Origin of the sequence: Brevundimonas sp. (assembly GCF_035626535.1) — a bacterium.
GTDB lineage: Bacteria > Pseudomonadota > Alphaproteobacteria > Caulobacterales > Caulobacteraceae > Brevundimonas.
In genome coordinates this window covers 34,331-52,476 of sequence record NZ_DASPNO010000079.1, presented here as the reverse complement: position 1 = coordinate 52,476, position 18,146 = coordinate 34,331, and the positions used below count along the sequence as shown (strand labels likewise).

14 protein-coding genes are annotated in these 18,146 nt (G+C 70.1%); 5 read left to right on the top strand and 9 right to left on the bottom strand.

The window, feature by feature from the left end; translation table 11 throughout:
* Position 1 precedes the first annotated feature (1 nt).
* Entirely contained in the window at positions 2-457 is a 456-nt protein-coding gene (locus VEC04_RS12435) for a hypothetical protein (RefSeq protein ID WP_324777306.1), read from the bottom strand.
* 147 nt (positions 458-604) lie between these two features.
* Positions 605-1,078, bottom strand: a complete 474-nt coding sequence (locus VEC04_RS12430; RefSeq protein WP_324777305.1) for a hypothetical protein — start codon at positions 1,076-1,078, stop codon at positions 605-607.
* 69 nt (positions 1,079-1,147) lie between these two features.
* On the opposite strand from VEC04_RS12430, the gene VEC04_RS12425 reads away from it, so the two are divergent.
* Both VEC04_RS12425 and VEC04_RS12420 read left to right on the top strand, forming a co-directional pair.
* Positions 1,148-1,861: a WecB/TagA/CpsF family glycosyltransferase gene (locus tag VEC04_RS12425; RefSeq protein WP_324777304.1), complete on the top strand. Its 714-nt coding sequence runs from the start codon at positions 1,148-1,150 to the stop codon at positions 1,859-1,861.
* Between the two features lie 31 nt (positions 1,862-1,892).
* The gene (locus VEC04_RS12420) at positions 1,893-2,363 is read left to right on the top strand and encodes a GNAT family N-acetyltransferase (RefSeq protein ID WP_324777303.1); all 471 of its coding nucleotides are present in this window, start codon (positions 1,893-1,895) and stop codon (positions 2,361-2,363) included.
* On the opposite strand, the gene smc is transcribed toward VEC04_RS12420, so the two are convergent.
* The 4 genes from smc to VEC04_RS12400 form a co-directional block, all read right to left on the bottom strand.
* Positions 2,360-5,797, bottom strand: a complete 3,438-nt coding sequence (gene smc / locus VEC04_RS12415; protein ID WP_324777302.1) for a chromosome segregation protein SMC — start codon at positions 5,795-5,797, stop codon at positions 2,360-2,362. The genes VEC04_RS12420 and smc overlap by 4 nt on opposite strands.
* Positions 5,798-5,809: 12 nt before the next feature.
* A complete protein-coding gene (locus VEC04_RS12410) occupies positions 5,810-6,448 on the bottom strand; it encodes a thioredoxin domain-containing protein (RefSeq protein ID WP_324777301.1) in 639 nt (212 codons plus the stop codon).
* Between the two features lie 7 nt (positions 6,449-6,455).
* On the bottom strand, positions 6,456-7,103 hold the full coding sequence (locus VEC04_RS12405; protein ID WP_324777300.1) for a DsbA family protein: 648 nt from the start codon (positions 7,101-7,103) through the stop codon (positions 6,456-6,458).
* Positions 7,104-7,325: 222 nt separating this feature from the next.
* Entirely contained in the window at positions 7,326-7,892 is a 567-nt protein-coding gene (locus tag VEC04_RS12400; RefSeq protein ID WP_324777299.1) for a DUF721 domain-containing protein, read from the bottom strand.
* 21 nt (positions 7,893-7,913) lie between these two features.
* Between VEC04_RS12400 and mutY the strand changes: the two genes are divergently transcribed.
* The gene (mutY, locus tag VEC04_RS12395; protein WP_324777298.1) at positions 7,914-8,987 is read left to right on the top strand and encodes an A/G-specific adenine glycosylase; all 1,074 of its coding nucleotides are present in this window, start codon (positions 7,914-7,916) and stop codon (positions 8,985-8,987) included.
* On the opposite strand, the gene VEC04_RS12390 is transcribed toward mutY, so the two are convergent.
* The 3 genes from VEC04_RS12390 to VEC04_RS12380 form a co-directional block, all read right to left on the bottom strand.
* A complete protein-coding gene (locus tag VEC04_RS12390; RefSeq protein ID WP_324777297.1) occupies positions 8,984-11,131 on the bottom strand; it encodes a glycogen debranching N-terminal domain-containing protein in 2,148 nt (715 codons plus the stop codon). The two genes, mutY and VEC04_RS12390, sit on opposite strands and share 4 nt — an antisense overlap.
* 127 nt (positions 11,132-11,258) lie before the next feature.
* Entirely contained in the window at positions 11,259-12,371 is a 1,113-nt protein-coding gene (locus VEC04_RS12385; protein ID WP_324777296.1) for a glycosyltransferase family 4 protein, read from the bottom strand.
* A gap of 122 nt (positions 12,372-12,493) precedes the next feature.
* Complete coding sequence (locus VEC04_RS12380; protein WP_324777295.1) at positions 12,494-13,573, bottom strand: site-specific DNA-methyltransferase; 1,080 nt, start codon at positions 13,571-13,573, stop codon at positions 12,494-12,496.
* A 134-nt stretch (positions 13,574-13,707) separates the two neighbouring features.
* Between VEC04_RS12380 and VEC04_RS12375 the strand changes: the two genes are divergently transcribed.
* Together VEC04_RS12375 and ppdK are read left to right on the top strand one after the other, a co-directional pair.
* The gene (locus tag VEC04_RS12375; protein WP_324777294.1) at positions 13,708-14,970 is read left to right on the top strand and encodes an alpha/beta hydrolase; all 1,263 of its coding nucleotides are present in this window, start codon (positions 13,708-13,710) and stop codon (positions 14,968-14,970) included.
* Positions 14,971-15,388: 418 nt separating this feature from the next.
* Positions 15,389-18,079, top strand: a complete 2,691-nt coding sequence (ppdK, locus tag VEC04_RS12370) for a pyruvate, phosphate dikinase (protein ID WP_324777292.1) — start codon at positions 15,389-15,391, stop codon at positions 18,077-18,079.
* Positions 18,080-18,146: the final 67 nt, after the last annotated feature.

Here is an 18,146-nt window from a genome sequence, read left to right as displayed (position 1 = left end):
CCTACCGCCGCCCTGCGGCCGCCGTCGCGGCGAACAGGGCGTTGGCGGCGGTCCGGGCGGCGGCGGCGTTGGCCACCGGCGTGGTTCGCGCCTGCTCCGGCGGTGCGCAGGCCGAGGCCAGGGTGATCGCGCCGGGTGATCCGGCCGGTGGAACCGAGCGTTCGGCCGGGCCTCCGTCGGTCTTCATGTGGGTTGATCCCGCATAGAGGACGGTCCGCACCGTCCGCGCCGCCCCTGCCGCGCAGTCGATCTCCCACTCCAGCGCCAGCGTATCCGCCCCGCTCGGAATGGCGTCCTTGAGGAACAGCCAGGTCCAGGTTCGCTTCAGCGGCCCGTCGTCCGTCGGCGTGGTCATGTAGCCGGCGACCGCAGGAGCGGCGAACACCTGTCGCATCGGGCCATCGAGGCCGCCGGTGGCGTCCTGCGCGAGCGCCGGTGTCGCGGCAAAGGCGAGCACACAAGCAGATGCAATCTTAGATATTGTATTCATTGAACATTCCCCCATCAGTCCCCAGCCGCACTATCGGGGGAAATCCGGGTTATGCAAACCTGCGGCGGCAACTCGCTTTGGATAAATCGCCACCGGGACAGCCTCGGGGGCGAGTCAGCCGGCCAGACGCAGCGCCGCCCGCCCGACCCTGACGGCGTCCGCCAGATTATCCGCGTCGGCCTCGCCCGCCGAGGCCGGGTCACAGGCGACGGCCAGCAGTTCCGCCGCGTCTCCGCCCGGTGCGGCGGGATAGGCGGGGGCGGGGTCCGGCGTCGAGGGGCCTTCGGCGCCGCCTTCACGAACTGACACGAAATCCAGCCGGTCGGCCGAGCGCGCCCGGCAATCGAACGCCCACCATGACCAGCCGCCCCAATAGGTCTGGCCGCCGGCTTCGAAGTCCTCCTCCGCCACTTGCAGCGCCCTCATCCGAACGGCGTCGCCCTCGCGATTGATCGTCGACAGGTCGGCGAGCACCGCGAACCGGCCCACGCCCGTCAGAACCAGGCGCGGCCCGTCCAGCGCCGGCGATATCGGCTCCGCGGAGGCCGGCGTCGCCAGCATCAGGCCGATCAGGACCGCGCGTATCATTGTTCCCATGCGCCTGTCGTAACCGCCCGTTGACCGGGTGGCGAGTAGGCTTGGCCGATGACGCGCTTCATGACACTGGACTTCGCCGATGGAGACCGCCCGGCCCTGCTGGCCCGCGTGGCCGCCATGGCGCGCGAGCCCTACGGCTATGTGGTCACGCCCAACGTCGACCATGTCATCAAGTTGATGGACGGCCGCGTCGAGCCGGACGTCTACAACGGAGCGGCCCTCAAGGTCTGCGACAGCCGTGTTCTCGCCCATCTGGCCCGGCTGCGCGGGAAGACGCTGGCTGTCTATCCGGGCTCGGACATGACCGCGGACCTGCTCGCGTCCCCCCTGACTGGCGATCTCACCATCGGCGTATTCGGGCCCGACCGGGCCGCATTCGGCGAACTCGCCGAGCGCTATCCGAGCCGGCGCTTCACCTTCATTGACGCTCCGGTGCTGACTCCGGGAACGCCCGGCTGGATCGCCGCCGTGGACGAGGCCGCCCGCGCCGAATGGGACGTCCTGCTGGCCTGCATCTCCTTTCCCAAGCAGGAGAGCTTCGCCCACGCCCTGTCCGTCGCCGGGCGCAAACAGGGGGTGGCCCTCTGCGTCGGCGCCTCGGTCGACTTCCTGACGGGCCGCCAGCAGCGTGCTCCGCGGCTCTACCAGCAGCTGTCGCTGGAGTGGCTTCACCGCCTGATGACCCAGCCGCGCCGCATGTTCCGCCGCTACGTCCTCGAGGGGCCGGCCATCTTCGGCCTGTTCATTCGCCACGAGGTGCTGGGGCGGGGTTGAAACCAGCCGCCGCCGGCATCAGCTTGGCCGTATGGCCAGTTTCACCCGCATCGACTTCCGCACCTCGGACGCCCTGTCCGTGAACGACCCCGCCGCGCGCCGGTCGCTGCTGCTGGAGGGCGAATCCCTGCATCGCCAGCTGCGACCGGCATTGGAAGCCGACTACCCGGCCCAGATCGAACGGCTGTTCGGCGAGGGCGCCCGGCTGGCCCAACTGGTCGACGAAGGCGAGGTGCGGGCGATCGGCCTGTGGCGGGTGTTCGAAACCACCTATTGCGGCCGCCGTCTCGAGATCGAGGACCTGGTGTCCAGCGAGGCACATCGCTCGCGCGGCTACGGCGCGGCCCTGCTTCGCTGGTTCGACGCCCGGGCCGTCGCCCTGGGCTGCCCCACCACGACGCTTCACTCCGGCGTGCATCGGGACCGGGCGCACAGGTTCTATTTCCGCGAGGGCTTCCACATCCTCGCCTTCCACTTCAGCCGCCCCAGCGGCGCCCGCTAGGCGACCAGCGTCTCCGCTTGGGTCAGGTCCACGCTGACCAGCTGGCTCACCCCCCGCTCCGGCATGGTGACGCCGTAGAGGCGGTCCATCCGGCTCATGGTCACAGGATTGTGGGTGATGACGATGAAGCGGGTGTCCGTCCGCTTCCGCATCTCGTCCAGCATGCGGCAGTAGCGGTCGACGTTGGCGTCATCCAGCGGCGCATCGACCTCGTCCAGTACGCAGACCGGGGCCGGATTGGCGAGGAAGACCGCGAAGATCAGCGCCGTCGCCGTCAAGGCCTGTTCGCCGCCTGACATCAGGCTCATCACTGACAGTCGCTTGCCCGGCGGACAGGCGTAGATTTCCAGCCCCGCCTCCAGCGGGTCGTCGCTCTCGACGAGCTTCAGCTCGGCCTGTCCGCCACCGAACAACGCCTCGAACAGGGTGCGGAAATTGTCGTTGATGATGTCGAACGCCGCCGTCAGCCGCTCGCGGCCCTCGGCGTTCAGTTCGTCGATGCCGTCGCGCAGCTTGGCGATGGCGCTGGTTAGGTCGGAGCGTTCGACCTTCATGGTCTGCAGCCGGTCGCCGTACTCCCCCGCCTCATCCTCGGCCCGCAGGTTCACCGGCCCCAGCGCTTCGCGCTCCCGCTCGAGCCCGTACAGCAGGCTTTCGGCCCCCGCCGCGTCGGGCGGGCGGGCGATAGCGTCGTCAGTCAGCTTCCGGCCCAGCTCTTCCGGCGACATCTGCGCCGTCTCGCGCACATTCGCCTCGGTCTCCGCCAGCTTCTCGGCGGCCGCTTCCGCCCGCGCCGCCAGTCCCGCCCGCGCCTCGCGCGCCGCCGAGGCCGCCGCTTCCGCCGCCCGCGCCGCCCGATCCGCTTCCGCGGCCTGACTTTCCGCCAGCGCCAGCGCGTCCGCCGCAGCCCGGCGCCGGGTTTCGGCCGCCGTCAGCGAGTCCAGCAGGGAAGAGCGCTGGGCCGCGAGCTGCTCCGGCGCGTCGGACGCGGCCTTCAGCCGCGCCGCCGTCTTCTCCGCGTCCTTCTCCAGTCCCGTGATCCGCGCCGCGGAATCCTTCGCCCGCGCCACCCAGCCCTCGCGCTCGCGGTTCAGTCCGTCCAGCCGCGTCTGCCGTCCGGCGACCTCGCGCGCCTCGGCGTCGCGTTCGACCCGAGCCGTCGCCGCCGCCCCCCGCGCGGCGTCTGCCGCCGTTCGCGCCGCCGCCAGTTCGGCCCGCAGCGCCTCCAGCGTCTCCGAGGGCGCCTCGGTCCCCTGCGCCTCGGCCAGCGCCGCCTGCGCCGCCTCGACCTCTCCGACCAGCCGCGCCAGCGTCTCGTCCAGCGCCTGCGCCCGAGCCTCGCGGCGGGCCTGCTCGCGGCCCAGCGCCTCGACCCGGTCCCGCGCCGCCGTAACCGCCTTGTCCAGCGGGAAGGGCGCGGCGCGGGCGGCCTTCACCGCCTCCTCGGCGGCGCGGAACGCCTCCGTCGCCGCCTTCAGCGCGCCCTGCGCCGACTCCAGCGCCGGCTTGCCTTCGTCGATCTCGGCTTCCAGTTCCGCCAGGCGGGTCCGCTGGGCCAGGCGCACGGCCGCCGGACGCGGCGCCTCGGCGCGCTGCACGAAACCGTCCCAGCGCCACAGGTCGCCTTCGCGGGTGACCAGCCGGGCGCCGACGGGCAGGCTCTTCGCCAGCGCTTCGACCGCCGCCCTGTCGGCGACCGCGCACCACGCCAGCCGCGCCCGCAACTGGTCCGGCGCCGAGACATGGTCCGCCAGCGGCTCGACGCTCTTCGGCCATGACGGCGACGGGACGTCCGCCCCGGCCCACCAGGCCGCCGCCCGCGCATCCAGCGCCGCGTCCAGATCATCGCCCAGCGCCGCCGCCAGCGCCGCTTCATAGCCCTTGTCGGCCTGGACCCGGTCCAGAGCGGGCGGATGCTCGCGCTTGCCCTGGACCAGCAGCTGGGCGAGCCCCCGCGCCTCGCTCTGCAGCCGGCCCAGCCGGTCCTCGGCCGCGCGGGCCGCCTGCCGCGCCTCCTGCTCGGCCCGCGCCCTGTCGCCGCGATCGGCTTCCGCCGCCTCGACCGCCGCCCGCGCCGCCGCCAGCTCCGCCTGAGCCTGCGCCAGCGTCGCCTTCGCGGTCTCGATCTCCGGCATTTCCAGCGGCCCCAGCGCCTCGCGCTCGGCCTTCGCTGTAGCCAGCTGCCCCTCCGCCCGGGCCACTCGCGCTTCCGCGTCGCGCTTGCGGGCGGTCTCCGCCGAGACCCGCGCCTCGACCGCCGCCACGGCGCCGGCCACCCGCTCGACCTCCGCGTCGGCCGCCTTGCGCGCCTCTTCGCTTGCGGCCAAGGCCGCCTCCAGCTCCGGACCGCGAGCCGGTGCGGCGGCGATCTCCGCCGTCAACGCTTCCACGGCCGCTCCCAGCCGCGCCAGCTCCGCATCGGCGTCTCCGGCCATCGCGGTTTCACGCTCGACATCGGCGGCGATGCGGGCGGCCTCAGCGGTCAGCCGCTCGACCTCGGCCCGCGCCGCCTGCTCGGCCATGTCCAGCCGGTCGCGCTCCAGCGAGGCGCGGTGCAGCAAGGCCCCGGCCACGGCGTCCTCCTCGCGCGCCGGCTTCAGGGCTTCCTGGGCGTTCAGCGACGCCGTCTGCGCCCGCCCGGAGGCGGTCGTCGCCTCCAGCACCGCCCGGTCGGCCTCGGCCAGCTCCTGCGTCGCGCCCTCCGCGGCTGCGCGGGCGTCGTTCCAGCGCACGAACAGCAGGGCAGCCTGCAACGCCCGAATCTCGGCGGAGATCTTCTTGTATTTCTCGGCCTGCCGCGCCTCGCGCTTCAGCCGCGTCAGGGTGGTCTCCAGCTCACGGCCGATGTCGTCCAGCCGTTCGAGGTTGGCCTCCGCCGCCTTCAGCCGCAGCTCCGCCTCGTGCCGCCGGGTGTGCAGCCCCGCGACCCCGCCCGCCTCCTCGAGGATGCGGCGGCGGTTCTGAGGCTTGGCGGCGATCAGTTCGCTGATCTGACCCTGACGCACCAGCGCCGGACTGTTGGCCCCCGTCGAGGCGTCGGCGAACAGCAGCTGCACATCGCGGGCGCGCACCTCCTTGCCGTTGATCCGGTAGGTCGAGCCCTGACCGCGGTCGATGCGACGGGAGACCTCGATGACGGCGCTGTCGGTGAAGGGCTGCGGCGCCTTCCGCTGCGTGTTGTCGATGGTCAGCTGGACTTCGGCGTGGCTGCGCGGCGGGCGGTTGGCGGCGCCGGCGAAGATCACGTCGTCCATGCCCTGGCCGCGCATCGCCTTGGCCGAGTTGGCGCCCATGACCCAACGCAGGCTTTCCAGCACATTGGACTTGCCGCAGCCGTTGGGGCCGACCACGCCCGTCAGGCCCGGCTCGATATGCACCTCCGCGGGATCGACGAAGGACTTGAAACCGACGAGCCGAAGGCGCTGGAACTGCATCCTGCTAGCGGATCACCGGCCGTCGAGCAGCGGCTGGACAAGGGGTTCGAACGCCGCCACGTCACGGGCCGCCATGGTCTCCGGCACGGGTTGGCCGTTGATGAAGAAGCTGGGCGTGGAGTTGACGCCGTCGGCGAACGACTGCTCGGCCCGCGCCTCGACCTCGGTGAACGACGCCTCGCTGGAGAAGCAGGCGTTCATCTGGTCGCGGTTCAATCCGCCGGCCGCCCCGCCCGCCGCCAGCCAGGCCACGACCGTCTGCTGCGGCGGCGGCCCCGGCTGGCCCCGCAGCTGCGACTGCCCCCGGAAGAGGGCGTCGAGCACGGCGTCATACTTCTCTTCCGGGGCGCAGCGGGCCATCACCGCGCCGGCGATAGCGACCTGTTGCGGCGGCGTCGGCAGATCGCGGAACGCCACCCGGACCTTGCCCGTGTCGACCCACCGCGCCTTGAAGGCCGGGAAGTCGTTGGTGTGCCAGTCTGCGCAGTGACTGCAGGTCGTCGACAGATAGACCGTCAGCGTCACCGGCGCGTCGGGCGCGCCCAACGTGCGGTCACCCGGGCGAACGGGCTCGACCGTCTGGGCGAGCGCCGCCGCGGGCGCAGCGATCGCAATCAGAAGCGTCAGCAGGAATCGCGAAAGCCGCTTCACCGGACGATCAGTTCTTGGCCAGTTCGGCGTCGATCGCCTTGGACAGGTCGGCCAGGCTGGTGCCCGACTGCGAGCCCGGAGTGATGATCTTCTCTTCGTTGACGAAGAACGTCGGCGTGCCCTCGACGCCCGCCGCACGAGCCTGCTGCGCGCGCTCTTCGATGGCGGCCATGCCCGCCTCGTCGGTGATGCACTGCTGGATGCGCTCATTGCTCAGGCCGGCGCCGTTGCCGACCCGGAAGAGGGTGGCGCGGGGATCGGCCCGCATCTCTTCCTGGGTGGAGAGAAGTTCGTGCACGACGTCGAAATACTTGTCCTCGCCGGCGCAGCGCGCGATCAGGAAACCGGCCACGGCGATCTCTGCGGGCGGCGTCGGAATCTCGCGGAACACGTAGCGCACCTTGTTGGTGTCGATGTAGGTCCGCTTGAAGGCGTCCCAGTTCTCGGCCTGCCAGGCGGCGCAGACGTGGCAGGTTACCGAGGCGTACTCGACCACCGTCACCTTGGCGTCTTCCGGCCCCATGGCCATGTCGCCCTCGGCGGCCCCGCCGGGCCCGCCGCTGTTGCAGCCGGCCAGGGCGACCATGGCGGTCAGGGCGGCGGCGGTGATCGCCGCGCGGCGGCTCATGGCGGCGTATCGGGTCGTGGCGCTCATCGAGTCGTCCTCACTGGCACGGGGATGGGAGGAGCATCGCGCGATTCCCCGAAAATGCGCGTGCCCGGGTCGGTGCGACGGACCGGTTTCGGCCAGTCTATCGCTGAACAGCCGATCTAGCCAAAGAAGATCGACCGCGCCAGCGGCTCTCGCGCCCACCCGGACTCCGCCTCAGGATCAAGGCGCCACCGTGACCTCCACGCAGCGCGGCCTGAAGCGGCCTCACTCGCCGGCGCGATCGCGGCCCTTCTGCGGATCACTCAATACCGCCCGGCCCAGCCGCTCCAGAGGCCCTTTCAGCGGATCGGGCGCGTCGGCGACGGCGGCCTTCAGCTCCGCTTCCTGATGCGCGGGCAGGGGGCGGGGACCGGAGCGCGGCCGGGGCGGCGGCGGCAGGCCGACCGGCGGCTTGACCGGGCCCTGGGCGATCCTCAGCTTCTCCACGCTGCCTGCCCCCAGGAACAGGTTGACCCGCTGCAGGATCTCCTCGGACTGGTGCTGCACCAGCAGGGCGGCAGGTCCCGCCACCCGAAGTTCCAGCGTTCCGCCGGCGCCTCCACGCCCCTTGGTCAGCTTCTGCGGCCGGGTCACCCGCGCCAGGCGTTCGCCGACGATCTCCGTCCAGCGCGGCTCCAGCGCGGAGGCGCCGCGGCCGAATTTCGCGTCCAGTTCCTTGATCAGCCCCTGCAGCGCCCGACCGGCCTTCGGCGCCGGTCGCGGGGCGGGGCGGGTGCGCCTCCGCGACAGGATTTCGCGGGCCTCGGCGTCGGTGGGCAGCGTGCGGCGCATTTCCGGTTTATAGCGCGGGGAATGTCTCCCGTCCCCGCTCAACTCCCGGCACAGATCGTCGACGATCCAATCGCCGTCCGGGCGGCCCTGCTGGACTGGTACGACCTCCACCGGCGTGTGCTCGCCTGGCGGCCGGGCCCGGAAGCGCCCCGCCCCGATCCCTACGGGGTCTGGTTGTCGGAGGTCATGCTGCAGCAGACGACGACGCCGCATGCGACGCCATATTTCAAGGCCTTTACGCAGCGCTGGCCGACCGTCTCAGATCTCGCCGCGGCTGCCGACGAGGACGTGATGGCCGCGTGGGCGGGGCTGGGCTACTACGCCCGCGCGCGCAACCTGCTGGCCTGCGCCCGGGCCGTGGCGGGTGAGCACGGCGGTGTCTTTCCCGAAACCGAGGCAGGCCTGCTCGCCCTGCCGGGGGTGGGCGCCTATACCGCCGCCGCCGTCGCCGCCATCGCTTTCGGCCGCGCGGCCAATGTCGTCGACGGCAATGTCGAGCGCGTCATGGCCCGGCTCTTCGCCGTCGAGACGCCGCTTCCCGCCGCGCGCCCTGACCTGCGACGGCTGGCTGGTTCGCTGGTCGCCGAAGATCGCCCCGGCGACTGGGCCCAGGCCCTGATGGACCTCGGGGCCACGGTCTGCCGGCCGGGTCGGCCGCTTTGCGAACGCTGCCCGCTGACCGTGTGGTGCGCCGCCTTCCAGTCGGGTGTTCCTGAACGCTTCCCCCTGAAGGTCAGAAAGGCCGACCGGCCGCGACGCCACGGCACGGCCTGGGTCCTGCGTGACGGCGAGGGTCGGGTGGCCCTGGTCCGGCGGCCCGCAAAGGGGCTTCTCGGAGGCATGCTCGGCCTGCCGACCTCGGACTGGACGGCGGCTGCGGGCGAAGGTCCAGCGCCCGTCCCGGCGCCGGCGGATTGGCGAGACGCCGGCGCCGTGGAGCACGTCTTCACCCATTTCGCGCTGACGCTCGAGGTGCGCGCGGGCGAGGCGCAACCGGGCGTGGGCGAGGGAAATTTTGTCTGGACGCTCATGGAAGACGCGCTCGCCGCCCTCCCCACGGTCTTTCGCAAGGCGCTGCAGCGCGCTCTCGCCTAGCCCAGCGTCCGCACTGTGACATTGCCCTCGCTGCGCCGGGGAATGGCGACCGTGTGCGCCCCCATCTGATGGAAGGCGAGGTCCACAACGGCGTCGCCCAGCTGCAGCCGGGTGATGTTCAACCGGTCGATGCCCGACGGCAGCAGCGGCTTGTTGATCTCGACGACGCCTTCGATGGCGTCGATGCGGATGCCCAGCGCGGCCTGCAACATCAGGAACACCGATCCCGCCGCCCAGGCCTGGGGCAGACAGGCCACGGGATAAGCGATGGGCGGCTCGCCCGGGATGCGCTCGAACCCGCAGAAAAGCTCCGGCAGGCGCATGTGGAAATGGGTGGCGGCGGCGTAGATTTCGCCGAGCAGCAGGGCAACGGCCCGCCGCTCACCGTAGCGCGCCATGCCCGCCGCCGCCATGGCGGTGTCGTGCGGCCAGACCGAACCGTTATGATAGCTCATCGGATTGAACCGCGCCTGGCCCGTCGCCAGCGTCCGCAGACCCCAGCCCGAGCGGAACTCGGCCCCGAGCATCCGCTTCGTCACCGCCCGCGCCCGCTCCCGCGACGGCAGGCCAGTGAACAGCAGGTGTCCCGCGTTCGACCCGATCGAGCGGCATTGCTCGCCGTCCCCGTCGAGAGCGATGGCGTAGAACTGCTCGTCCTCCATCCAGAACCGCTCCTCGACGAGGGCGCGCACCGCGCCGGCCCGGGCCGCCCATTCCGCCTGGCGCTCGTCGCCGATCAGCCGGGCCATGTCCGCCATCGCCTCCCAGGCGGCGAAGGCGTAGCCCTGCACCTCCAGCAGCGCGATGGGGCCCTTCGGGAACCGCCCGTCGCGGTGGAAGATCGAGTCCTCGGAATCCTTCCAGCCTTGGTTCGCCAACCCCGACTCGGCGGCGCGCTGGTAGCTGATCAGGCCATCGCCGTTGATGTCGCCGTGCTCCTTCATCCAGCCGACGGCGGCCAGCAGATTGGGCCACAGGGTGCGGATCGTGGCCGCGTCGCCCGTGCGCTTCAGATAGGCCCCCGCCAAGGCCACGAACAGGCAGGTGGTGTCGACGCCGCCGTAGTAGAGGCCGAACGGCACCTCCCCCAGCGCCGACATCTCGCCGGCCCGCGTCTCGTGCATGACCTTGCCCGGCGCCGAATCCTGAAATGCCGAGAATTCCGTCGCCTGCCGCATCGCCAGATAGGTCAGCACGCCCTTGGCCAAGCTAGGATCGAGCCACAGCATCTGCCAGGCGGTGATGATCCCGTCGCGTCCGAACGGCGTCGAGAACCACGGCACCCCGGCATAGGGATAAGGCCCGGTGGGCAGGTCGGTGGTCAGCAGCGCCACGTCGGCCCGCGACTGATCCAGCCAGTCGTTGAAGCGCGGATTGCGCGGTCCGCGGATCGAGGCCCCGCGCCGGCGTCGCGTGCGCATCGCCACCCGGGCCTGCACCGCATGGAACCGGAACCGCGCCTCGTCGGGTGCCTCGCACGCTCCGACCCCGCATTCGATATAGAGATCCATCCGCCGGCCCTTGGGCAGGCTGAGCATGAATTCGGCCCGTGAGGCGGTCAGCCGGGCGGGGGGTTCCGAAAAGGCCAGGCAGCTGCTGCGCTGCACGCCATCGACGCCCAGATAGCGGAACATCACCCGGCGTCCGTCGGCGGTCGGGGTCTCCTGAGTGCCCCGTTTCGCCCGGAGCGAGCCCCGCACCTGGAAGATGTCGGCGAAATCGGCCGCGAAGTCGAAGGCCAGCGGCAGCAGCACGTCCTCGACGCCGTGATTGACCATTCGCACCCGCTCGAACATCCGCCGGTCGCGCACGAAGCGTCGCCGTTCGATATGGATCACCCCGGCCGGCGCCGATCGTCCGCCCATCGGCGGCAGCGGCCGGTTGGTCGAATGGGCGGTGAAGAAGACGTTGTCCTGGCTGACCCCCGAGCTCAGCCGCGAGGGTCGCGCCAGACCCGCCGTCATCACGAACCGCGACAGCAGCCGGGTGTCGCGGTCGAACAGGCCGTCGGCGCCGCCTTTCATGTCGCCCCAGATGTCGGCCACCACGAATGTGTCCGCATCCTTCAGCGCCATCAGCTGCTCAAGGCCATCCGGGTCCTGCGACTCGGCGGCCGTGACCTGAACTGTATAGGCGTCGTCCATACGGAACCCCGGATCGGCTGCGGCAAGGACCCGACAGGGTCGCGGTCGAATGCGGACCCTTGATGACGGCAATAGTACGCTAATGGACAAACCGGCCGGAGGTTCAGGCCCTCGTCCCGCGCACCCGTCAGGCCAGGCTGGCGAAACTGCGGTCCTCGCGCGGCCGCAGCGGTGTCACGACAGTCTCCAGCGGCTCTTCCGCGAAGGGGCGGCGGGCCAGCAGGTCGCCGTAGACGTCGAGATAGCGCCGGGCCATGGCCGTGGCCGAGAAGCGTAGCTCGAACCGGGCCCGGATCGCTTCCCGGTCCAGCATGTGCGCCCGGCCGGCGGCCGCTATGGCCTGTTCCAGCGTGTCGACCAGATAGCCCGTGGCCCCGTCCTCGACGATCTCGGGGGCCGAGCCGCACCGGAAGGCCACCACCGGGGTCCCGCAGGCCATGGCCTCGATCATCACCAGACCGAAAGGCTCCGGCCAGTCGATCGGGAACAGCAGGGCCTCGGCCCCGCCGAGGAAGGCCGACTTCTGGTGGTCGCCGATCTCGCCCACGAATTCGACCAGCGGATTGGCCTCGACCATCGGCCGGATCACGGTCTCCCAGTAGACCTTGTCCTGCGGGTCCACCTTGGCCGCCATTTTCAGCGGCTTGTTCAGCTTGGTGGCGATCTCGATCGCCCGGTCCGGCCGCTTCTCCGGCGAGATGCGTCCCAGGAAGGCGAGGTATCCCCTGGGCGTTTCGGAGAATTTGTAGAGGTCGCCGGGCATGCCGTGGTGCACCGTCGCCTTCCAGTTGGCCAGCGGCAGCGGGCGCCGCTGGTCGTCGGAGATCGATACCAGTCCGAACTCGCTCCAGCGCTCATAGACTCCTGGCAGGTCCTTCAGGTCCAGCCGGCCGTGCAGGGTGGTGACGGTCCTGTCGGCATACCGGGCGAAGAACGGAAAATGGATCATGTCGGTGTGGAAATGGATGACGTCGAAATCCTCGACGCGCTTCAGCACCTCCGCCAGCTGGCTCATGTGCGCAGCGAGATCTGACTTGAGCGGATTGGGATCGAGCCGGATCGCCTGGTCCCGCACGGGGATCAGCCGCGCCCGCGTCTCCGCGTCGGCGGCAGCGAACAGGGTCACATCATGCCCCAGTTCGACCAGGGCGTCGGTCAGATGGGCGACCACGCGTTCGGTGCCGCCGTATAGTTTCGGCGGAACCGCCTCATAGAGGGGCGTGACCTGGGCGATCTTCATGGCGCGCGCTCTCAATGTCGGAAATCAGACATCGAGATTAACCTTCGCATTTGCGAAGGGTTCCTCGCCTACGGCCGGTTTTTCAGCCGCTTCTACCGGGGGTTACAACGTTACAGGGGGTGCTACTGCATGCCCGCGCGGACCTCGGCCCGCAGGGCGTCGATCGACCGCAACCCCTGATCCGACTTGAACCGCCAATAGGTCCAGCCATTGCAGGCGGGGGCGTTCTCGAAAAGCGCGCCGAGCTTGTGGATCGAACCGCTCAGCGACCCCGAGACCAGCGAACCGTCGGCCCGCACCCGCGCCTCCCGCTCACCCTTGGGGCAGTAAAGCCGATCGCCCGGCCGCAACAGACCGGCCTCGACCAGAGCCCCGAACGGCACCTTGGGCTCGGCCCGTTTGGAGCCCATGACCACCAGGTCTTCCGGGGCAGCCGGAACCACCCCCTTGATCCGCTTCTCGGCGACCTTGGCGTAGCCCTCGTCGCGCTCGATGCCGATGAAGTGACGGCCGAGCCGCTTCGCCGCCGCGCCGGTCGTGCCGGTGCCGAAGAACGGGTCCAGCACCACGTCTCCGGGCCGGGTGGCCGCCAGCAGGACGCGGTGCAGCAGGGCCTCCGGCTTCTGCGTCGGATGCGCCTTCTTGCCGTCCGCGTCCTTGATCCGCTCCTCTCCGGTGCACAGGGCGAAGGTCCAGTCGGAGCGCATCTGGGTGTCTTCGTTGAAGGCCTTAAGCGCGTCGTAGTTGAAGGTGTAGCGCTTCTGCTCCCGGCTCCGCGCGGCCCAGATCAGCGTCTCGTGGGCGTTGGTGAACCGTGTGCCCTTGAAGTTCGGCATCGGGTTGGACTTGCGCCAGATGATGTCGTTCAGCACCCAGAAGCCCAGGTCCTGGATCGCCGAGCCCAGGCGGAAGACGTTGTGATAGCTGCCGATCACCCAGATCGAGCCTTCAGGCTTCAGCACCCGGCGGCATTCCGCCAGCCAGGCGCGGGTGAACGCGTCATAGGCGGCGAAGCTGTCGAACTTGTCCCAGTCGTCGTCCACCGCGTCGACCAGGCTGTTGTCCGGCCGCAGGAGGTCGCCGCCCAGCTGCAGATTATAGGGCGGGTCCGCGAAGACCATGTCGACGGACGCGTCGGGCAGGCCCTTCAGCACCTCGATGCAGTCGCCCCTCAGAACGACGTCGGTCTTCAACCCGGACATTCAACTCGGCCCCGTACAGCTTGGAGATCGAGTGGTGAATCATCGCGGTTAAGGGCGGGTTATCTCCCGCGTTTTCACGGAACGAACAGAGGTGCGGCGGTGTTGGGCTGGCGCGCCTCTCCGAAAGTATCCCGATGATCCTGTTCGCCTTTCTTCAACGTCTCTTCGCCATCGGGTCACTCGCCGTTTTCGCCGTGGCCGGCTGGCTTCTGTGGCGTTGGTACGACGCCTGGCACGTGGCGGAGACGCTGGGTCTGACGGAGCCGTCCACCGCCCTCCTCTGGTGGGGCGCGGCCCTGATGAGCTTCAGCCTCCTCGGCCGGCTCCCGATCCTGATGCTGCTCGGCCGTGGTGAGACCACTGGACCCGCCCGCCGCGCGGAGGCCGTGACCGTACCCGGTGCCGACGGCGCCGCCCTGCACGTCGAGATGGAGGGCGCCGGCCAGGGACCGATCCTCGTCTTCACCCATGGCTGGGGCCTCTCCGCCCGCATCTGGGCCGAGGCCCGGGCGGACCTCGGCGCGCGCTTCGGCCTGGTTTTCTGGGACCTGCCGGGTCTCGGTCGCTCAAGCCGGCCCAGCATCGGCTATTCGCTCGAAGGTTTCGCCGAAGACCTGCACGCGGTGATCGACAGCCTGCCGGAGGACCGCCCGATCATCCTTGTCGGCCACAGCATCGGCGGCATGACGGTCCAGACCTTCTGCGCCCGCCATCCCGAGCTGCTGAACCGCCGGGTGGCCGCCATCGTGCTCGAGAACACCACCCACACCAATCCGCTGGAGACGATGATCTTCTCCCGGGTGTTCAAACCGCTGCAGCCGGTGGTCGAACTGGCCTGCAAGCTGGACATCGTCCTGTCGCCGGCGTTGTGGCTCATGAACTGGCAGGCCTGGCTCAGCGGTTCGACCCATGTCGCCGCCCGTCTCGCCGGCTTCGGAACTCGTCCGACACGCGAGCAGCTGGACCGCACCGCTCGCCTGCCGACCAAGAATTCTCCGGCGGTGCAGGCGCGGGGCAACCTCGCCATGCTCCACTGGTCCGTGACCGACCGCCTCCCGCGCATTGACGTGCCGGCCCTTGTCTTCGTCGGCAGCCGCGATCTGATCACGAAGGACCATGCGGGCGAGGCCATCGCCGCCGCCCTGCCGCAGGCCCGGCTCATCCGCGTCGAGGACGCCGGTCACATGGGCCCGGTCGAGAAGGCGGCCTTTTACAACGAGCAGATCGGTGATTTCGCCGAGTTCATCCGCCTGCTCCGCAGCCGTCCCGTCGCGCCGTCGCGCCGCTCCTTCCTGTCCACCGACGCCGACCTCGTGCCACCCGCCCGGCCGGATGATGAACCGGTCGAGCGGGGAGGGCCGGGGCTCAGCGCGGGCTCGGCGGCGCGCCCCATCTAGGCCTCTCCGTCGAATGGCCTGCCGTCCCGTACCCTGCCATCCCGGCCAATCCTCGCCGTTCACCGCCATCCCGCACCTCTCGCGAGCAGTGGCGGAGGCTTGGCGCGGCCCGTCTGCGTCCGCTTCTGACGCAGGCGCGTGCTCTCATTGCACAACGGGGGCGAACGGCTCTGCAGGAGGCCGATGGACCCCCGGAGCGTCTGGTCGGGGAACGGGAGAACGGCGCGGGAGCGTAGGGATGGCAGGGGTTTCGCGATTGTCGGATGACAGGGCCGCCGCCCTCGGCCGGAACCGTCACGACCGCTCACGTTTTGTTACGCGCTCAGCCTCGCCTTGCCGCCCCTCGCGCGCTAAGCGGGGCCATGCACCGCGAGCGGAGCGAGTCCGCCGCGTTCGATCACGGCTCAGGGGCTGGTAGATGACTCAGTGGGTGTACGGCTTCGGCGGCGGGTCCGCCGACGGCGACGCGTCGATGAAGAACCTTCTCGGCGGCAAGGGCGCGAACCTCGCCGAGATGTCTTCGTTGGGGCTGCCTGTGCCCCCCGGCTTCACCATCACCACCGAAGCCTGCGTCCACTACTATGCCAACGGCCAGACCTACCCCGCGGACCTGGAAGCCCAGGTCGCCGCCGGCCTGAAGAAGGTCGAGACCGTCGTCGGCAAGATCTTCGGCGATCCGAAGAACCCGCTGCTGGTCTCGGTGCGCTCCGGGGCCCGCGCCTCGATGCCGGGGATGATGGACACGGTCCTCAACCTCGGTCTCAACGACGAGACGGTCGAGGGACTGGCGGCCCTCAGCGGCGACCGGCGCTTCGCCTTCGACAGCTACCGCCGCTTCATCACCATGTACTCCAACGTCGTGCTCGGCCTCTCGCACGACGATTTCGAGGAGGTGCTGGACGATCACAAGGACCGGCTCGGCGTCACGATCGACACCGACCTGTCGGCTTCGGACTGGGAGAAGGTCGTCGCCGATTACAAGCGGGTCGTCGAGGATCATCGCGGCCATCCGTTCCCGCAGGACCCGAACGACCAGCTGTGGGGCGCCGTTTCGGCGGTCTTCGCCAGCTGGATGAACGACCGGGCGAAGTTCTACCGCCGCATGCACGACATCCCCGAGAGCTGGGGCACGGCGGTGAACGTCCAGTCGATGGTCTTCGGCAACATGGGCGACACCTCGGCCACCGGGGTCGCGTTCACCCGCAACCCGTCGACGGGCGAGGCGAAGCTGTATGGCGAGTTCCTGATCAACGCCCAGGGCGAGGACGTCGTCGCCGGCATCCGCACGCCCCAGTCGCTGACGAAGGCGGGCCGCGAGGAGATGGGCGAGACCGCTCCCTCGATGGAAGAGGCCATGCCCGAGGTGTTCGGCCAGTTCGTCGACGTCGTCGGGCGGCTGGAGAGCCACTACCGCGACATGCAGGACATCGAGTTCACGGTCGAACAGGGCCGGCTCTGGATGCTGCAGACCCGCAACGGCAAGCGCACCGCCAAGGCGGCGCTGAAGGTCGCGGTCGATCTCGCCGCCGAAGGAGTGATCACGCAGGAGGAGGCCATCGGCCGGGTCGAGCCGTCGGCGCTGGATCAGTTGCTGCACCCGACGCTGGACCCGAAGGCCGAGCGCAGGGTCGTGGCCGCCGGCCTGCCGGCCTCGCCGGGCGCAGCCACGGGCAAGGTGGTGTTCGACGCCGATGAGGCCGAGCGCCTGTCGCAGCTGGGCGACGCCGTCATCCTGGTGCGCGAGGAGACCAGCCCGGAAGACATCCACGGCATGCACGCGGCGCGCGGCATCGTCACCGCCCGCGGCGGCATGACCAGCCACGCGGCGGTGGTCGCCCGCGGCATGGGCCGCCCGTGCGTGTCAGGCGCCGGCGAGATCCAGATCGACGGACGGGCGGGAACCTTCACCGCCCGCGGCCGAACCTTCAGGGCAGGAGAGGTCATCACGATCGATGGCTCGAAGGGCGAGGTGCTGGACGGCGCCGTACCGATGATCGAGCCCGAGCTGACGGGCGACTTCCAGACCCTGATGGCCTGGGCCGACAAGGTCCGCCGCCTCAAGGTCCGGGCTAACGCCGAGACACCGCTGGATGCGAGGACGGCGCGTGGTTTCGGGGCCGAAGGCATCGGCCTGTGCCGCACCGAGCACATGTTCTTCGACGACGCCCGCATCGCCGCCGTGCGCGAGATGATCCTCGCCGACGATGAGGCGGGCCGAAGAGCCGCGCTGGCGAAGATCGCACCCTTCCAGAAGGCCGACTTCGTCCAGCTGTTCGAGATCATGACCGGCTTGCCGGTGACGGTGCGTCTGCTCGACCCGCCGCTGCACGAGTTCATCCCCCACAGCGAGGCCGAAATCGATGCGCTTGCCGCGACGCAAGGTCTCGACGCCGCCAAGCTGAAGCGGCGGGCGAAGGAGCTGCACGAAACCAACCCGATGCTGGGCCACCGCGGCTGCCGTCTCGGCGTGGCCTACCCGGAGATCTACGAAATGCAGGTCCGCGCCATCCTCGAGGCGGCGCTCGAGGTGAAGAGGACCGCCGCCGAGGCGCCCATCCCCGAGATCATGCACCCGCTGGTCGCCCTCGGACTGGAGATGAAATACCTCCGCGAGCTCACCGACCGAACCGCCGAGGCTGTCTTCGCCGAGGCCGGCGATCGGGTCGAATATCTGGTCGGCACCATGATCGAATTGCCGCGCGCCGCCCTGCGCGCCGGCGATCTCGCTCAACACGCCGAGTTCTTCTCCTTCGGCACCAACGACCTGACCCAGACCACCTTCGGCATCAGCCGGGACGACTCCGGCCGTTTCCTGCAGGCCTATATGGACAAGGGCATCTTCGAGACCGATCCGTTCGTCCGCCTCGACCAGGAGGGCGTCGGCGACCTGATCCGTATCGCCGCCGAGCGGGGCGGGGCGGCCCGGCCGGACATCAAGATGGGCATCTGCGGCGAGCATGGCGGCGACCCGTCCTCGATCGCCTTCTGCGAGCGGGCCGGCCTCAGCTACGTCAGCTGCTCGCCCTACCGTGTCCCCATCGCACGCCTCGCCGCGGCCCAGGCCGCGCTCGACGCCCCTTCGGGCGCGGAACGGGAGAAGGACCGATAGGAATCAGGCCGCCAAAATAAGAACACGATAAGGTCACGGTTGGCGTATCGTCGTCTGTGTCATGTCG

Excerpts from the sequence above, each read along its gene's own strand:
- mutY (WP_324777298.1), top strand. The coding sequence starts at position 7,914 with ATGTCTCCCGTCCCCGCTCAACTCCCGGCACAGATCGTCGACGATCCA.
- VEC04_RS12405 (WP_324777300.1), bottom strand. The coding sequence starts at position 7,103 with ATGAGCGCCACGACCCGATACGCCGCCATGAGCCGCCGCGCGGCGATC.
- VEC04_RS12420 (WP_324777303.1), top strand. The coding sequence starts at position 1,893 with ATGGCCAGTTTCACCCGCATCGACTTCCGCACCTCGGACGCCCTGTCC.
- VEC04_RS12430 (WP_324777305.1), bottom strand. The coding sequence starts at position 1,078 with ATGATACGCGCGGTCCTGATCGGCCTGATGCTGGCGACGCCGGCCTCC.
- smc (WP_324777302.1), bottom strand. The coding sequence starts at position 5,797 with ATGCAGTTCCAGCGCCTTCGGCTCGTCGGTTTCAAGTCCTTCGTCGAT.
- VEC04_RS12425 (WP_324777304.1), top strand. The coding sequence starts at position 1,148 with ATGACACTGGACTTCGCCGATGGAGACCGCCCGGCCCTGCTGGCCCGC.
- VEC04_RS12390 (WP_324777297.1), bottom strand. The coding sequence starts at position 11,131 with ATGGACGACGCCTATACAGTTCAGGTCACGGCCGCCGAGTCGCAGGAC.
- VEC04_RS12385 (WP_324777296.1), bottom strand. The coding sequence starts at position 12,371 with ATGAAGATCGCCCAGGTCACGCCCCTCTATGAGGCGGTTCCGCCGAAA.
- VEC04_RS12380 (WP_324777295.1), bottom strand. The coding sequence starts at position 13,573 with ATGTCCGGGTTGAAGACCGACGTCGTTCTGAGGGGCGACTGCATCGAG.
- ppdK (WP_324777292.1), top strand. The coding sequence starts at position 15,389 with ATGACTCAGTGGGTGTACGGCTTCGGCGGCGGGTCCGCCGACGGCGAC.
- VEC04_RS12375 (WP_324777294.1), top strand. The coding sequence starts at position 13,708 with ATGATCCTGTTCGCCTTTCTTCAACGTCTCTTCGCCATCGGGTCACTC.
- VEC04_RS12400 (WP_324777299.1), bottom strand. The coding sequence starts at position 7,892 with ATGCGCCGCACGCTGCCCACCGACGCCGAGGCCCGCGAAATCCTGTCG.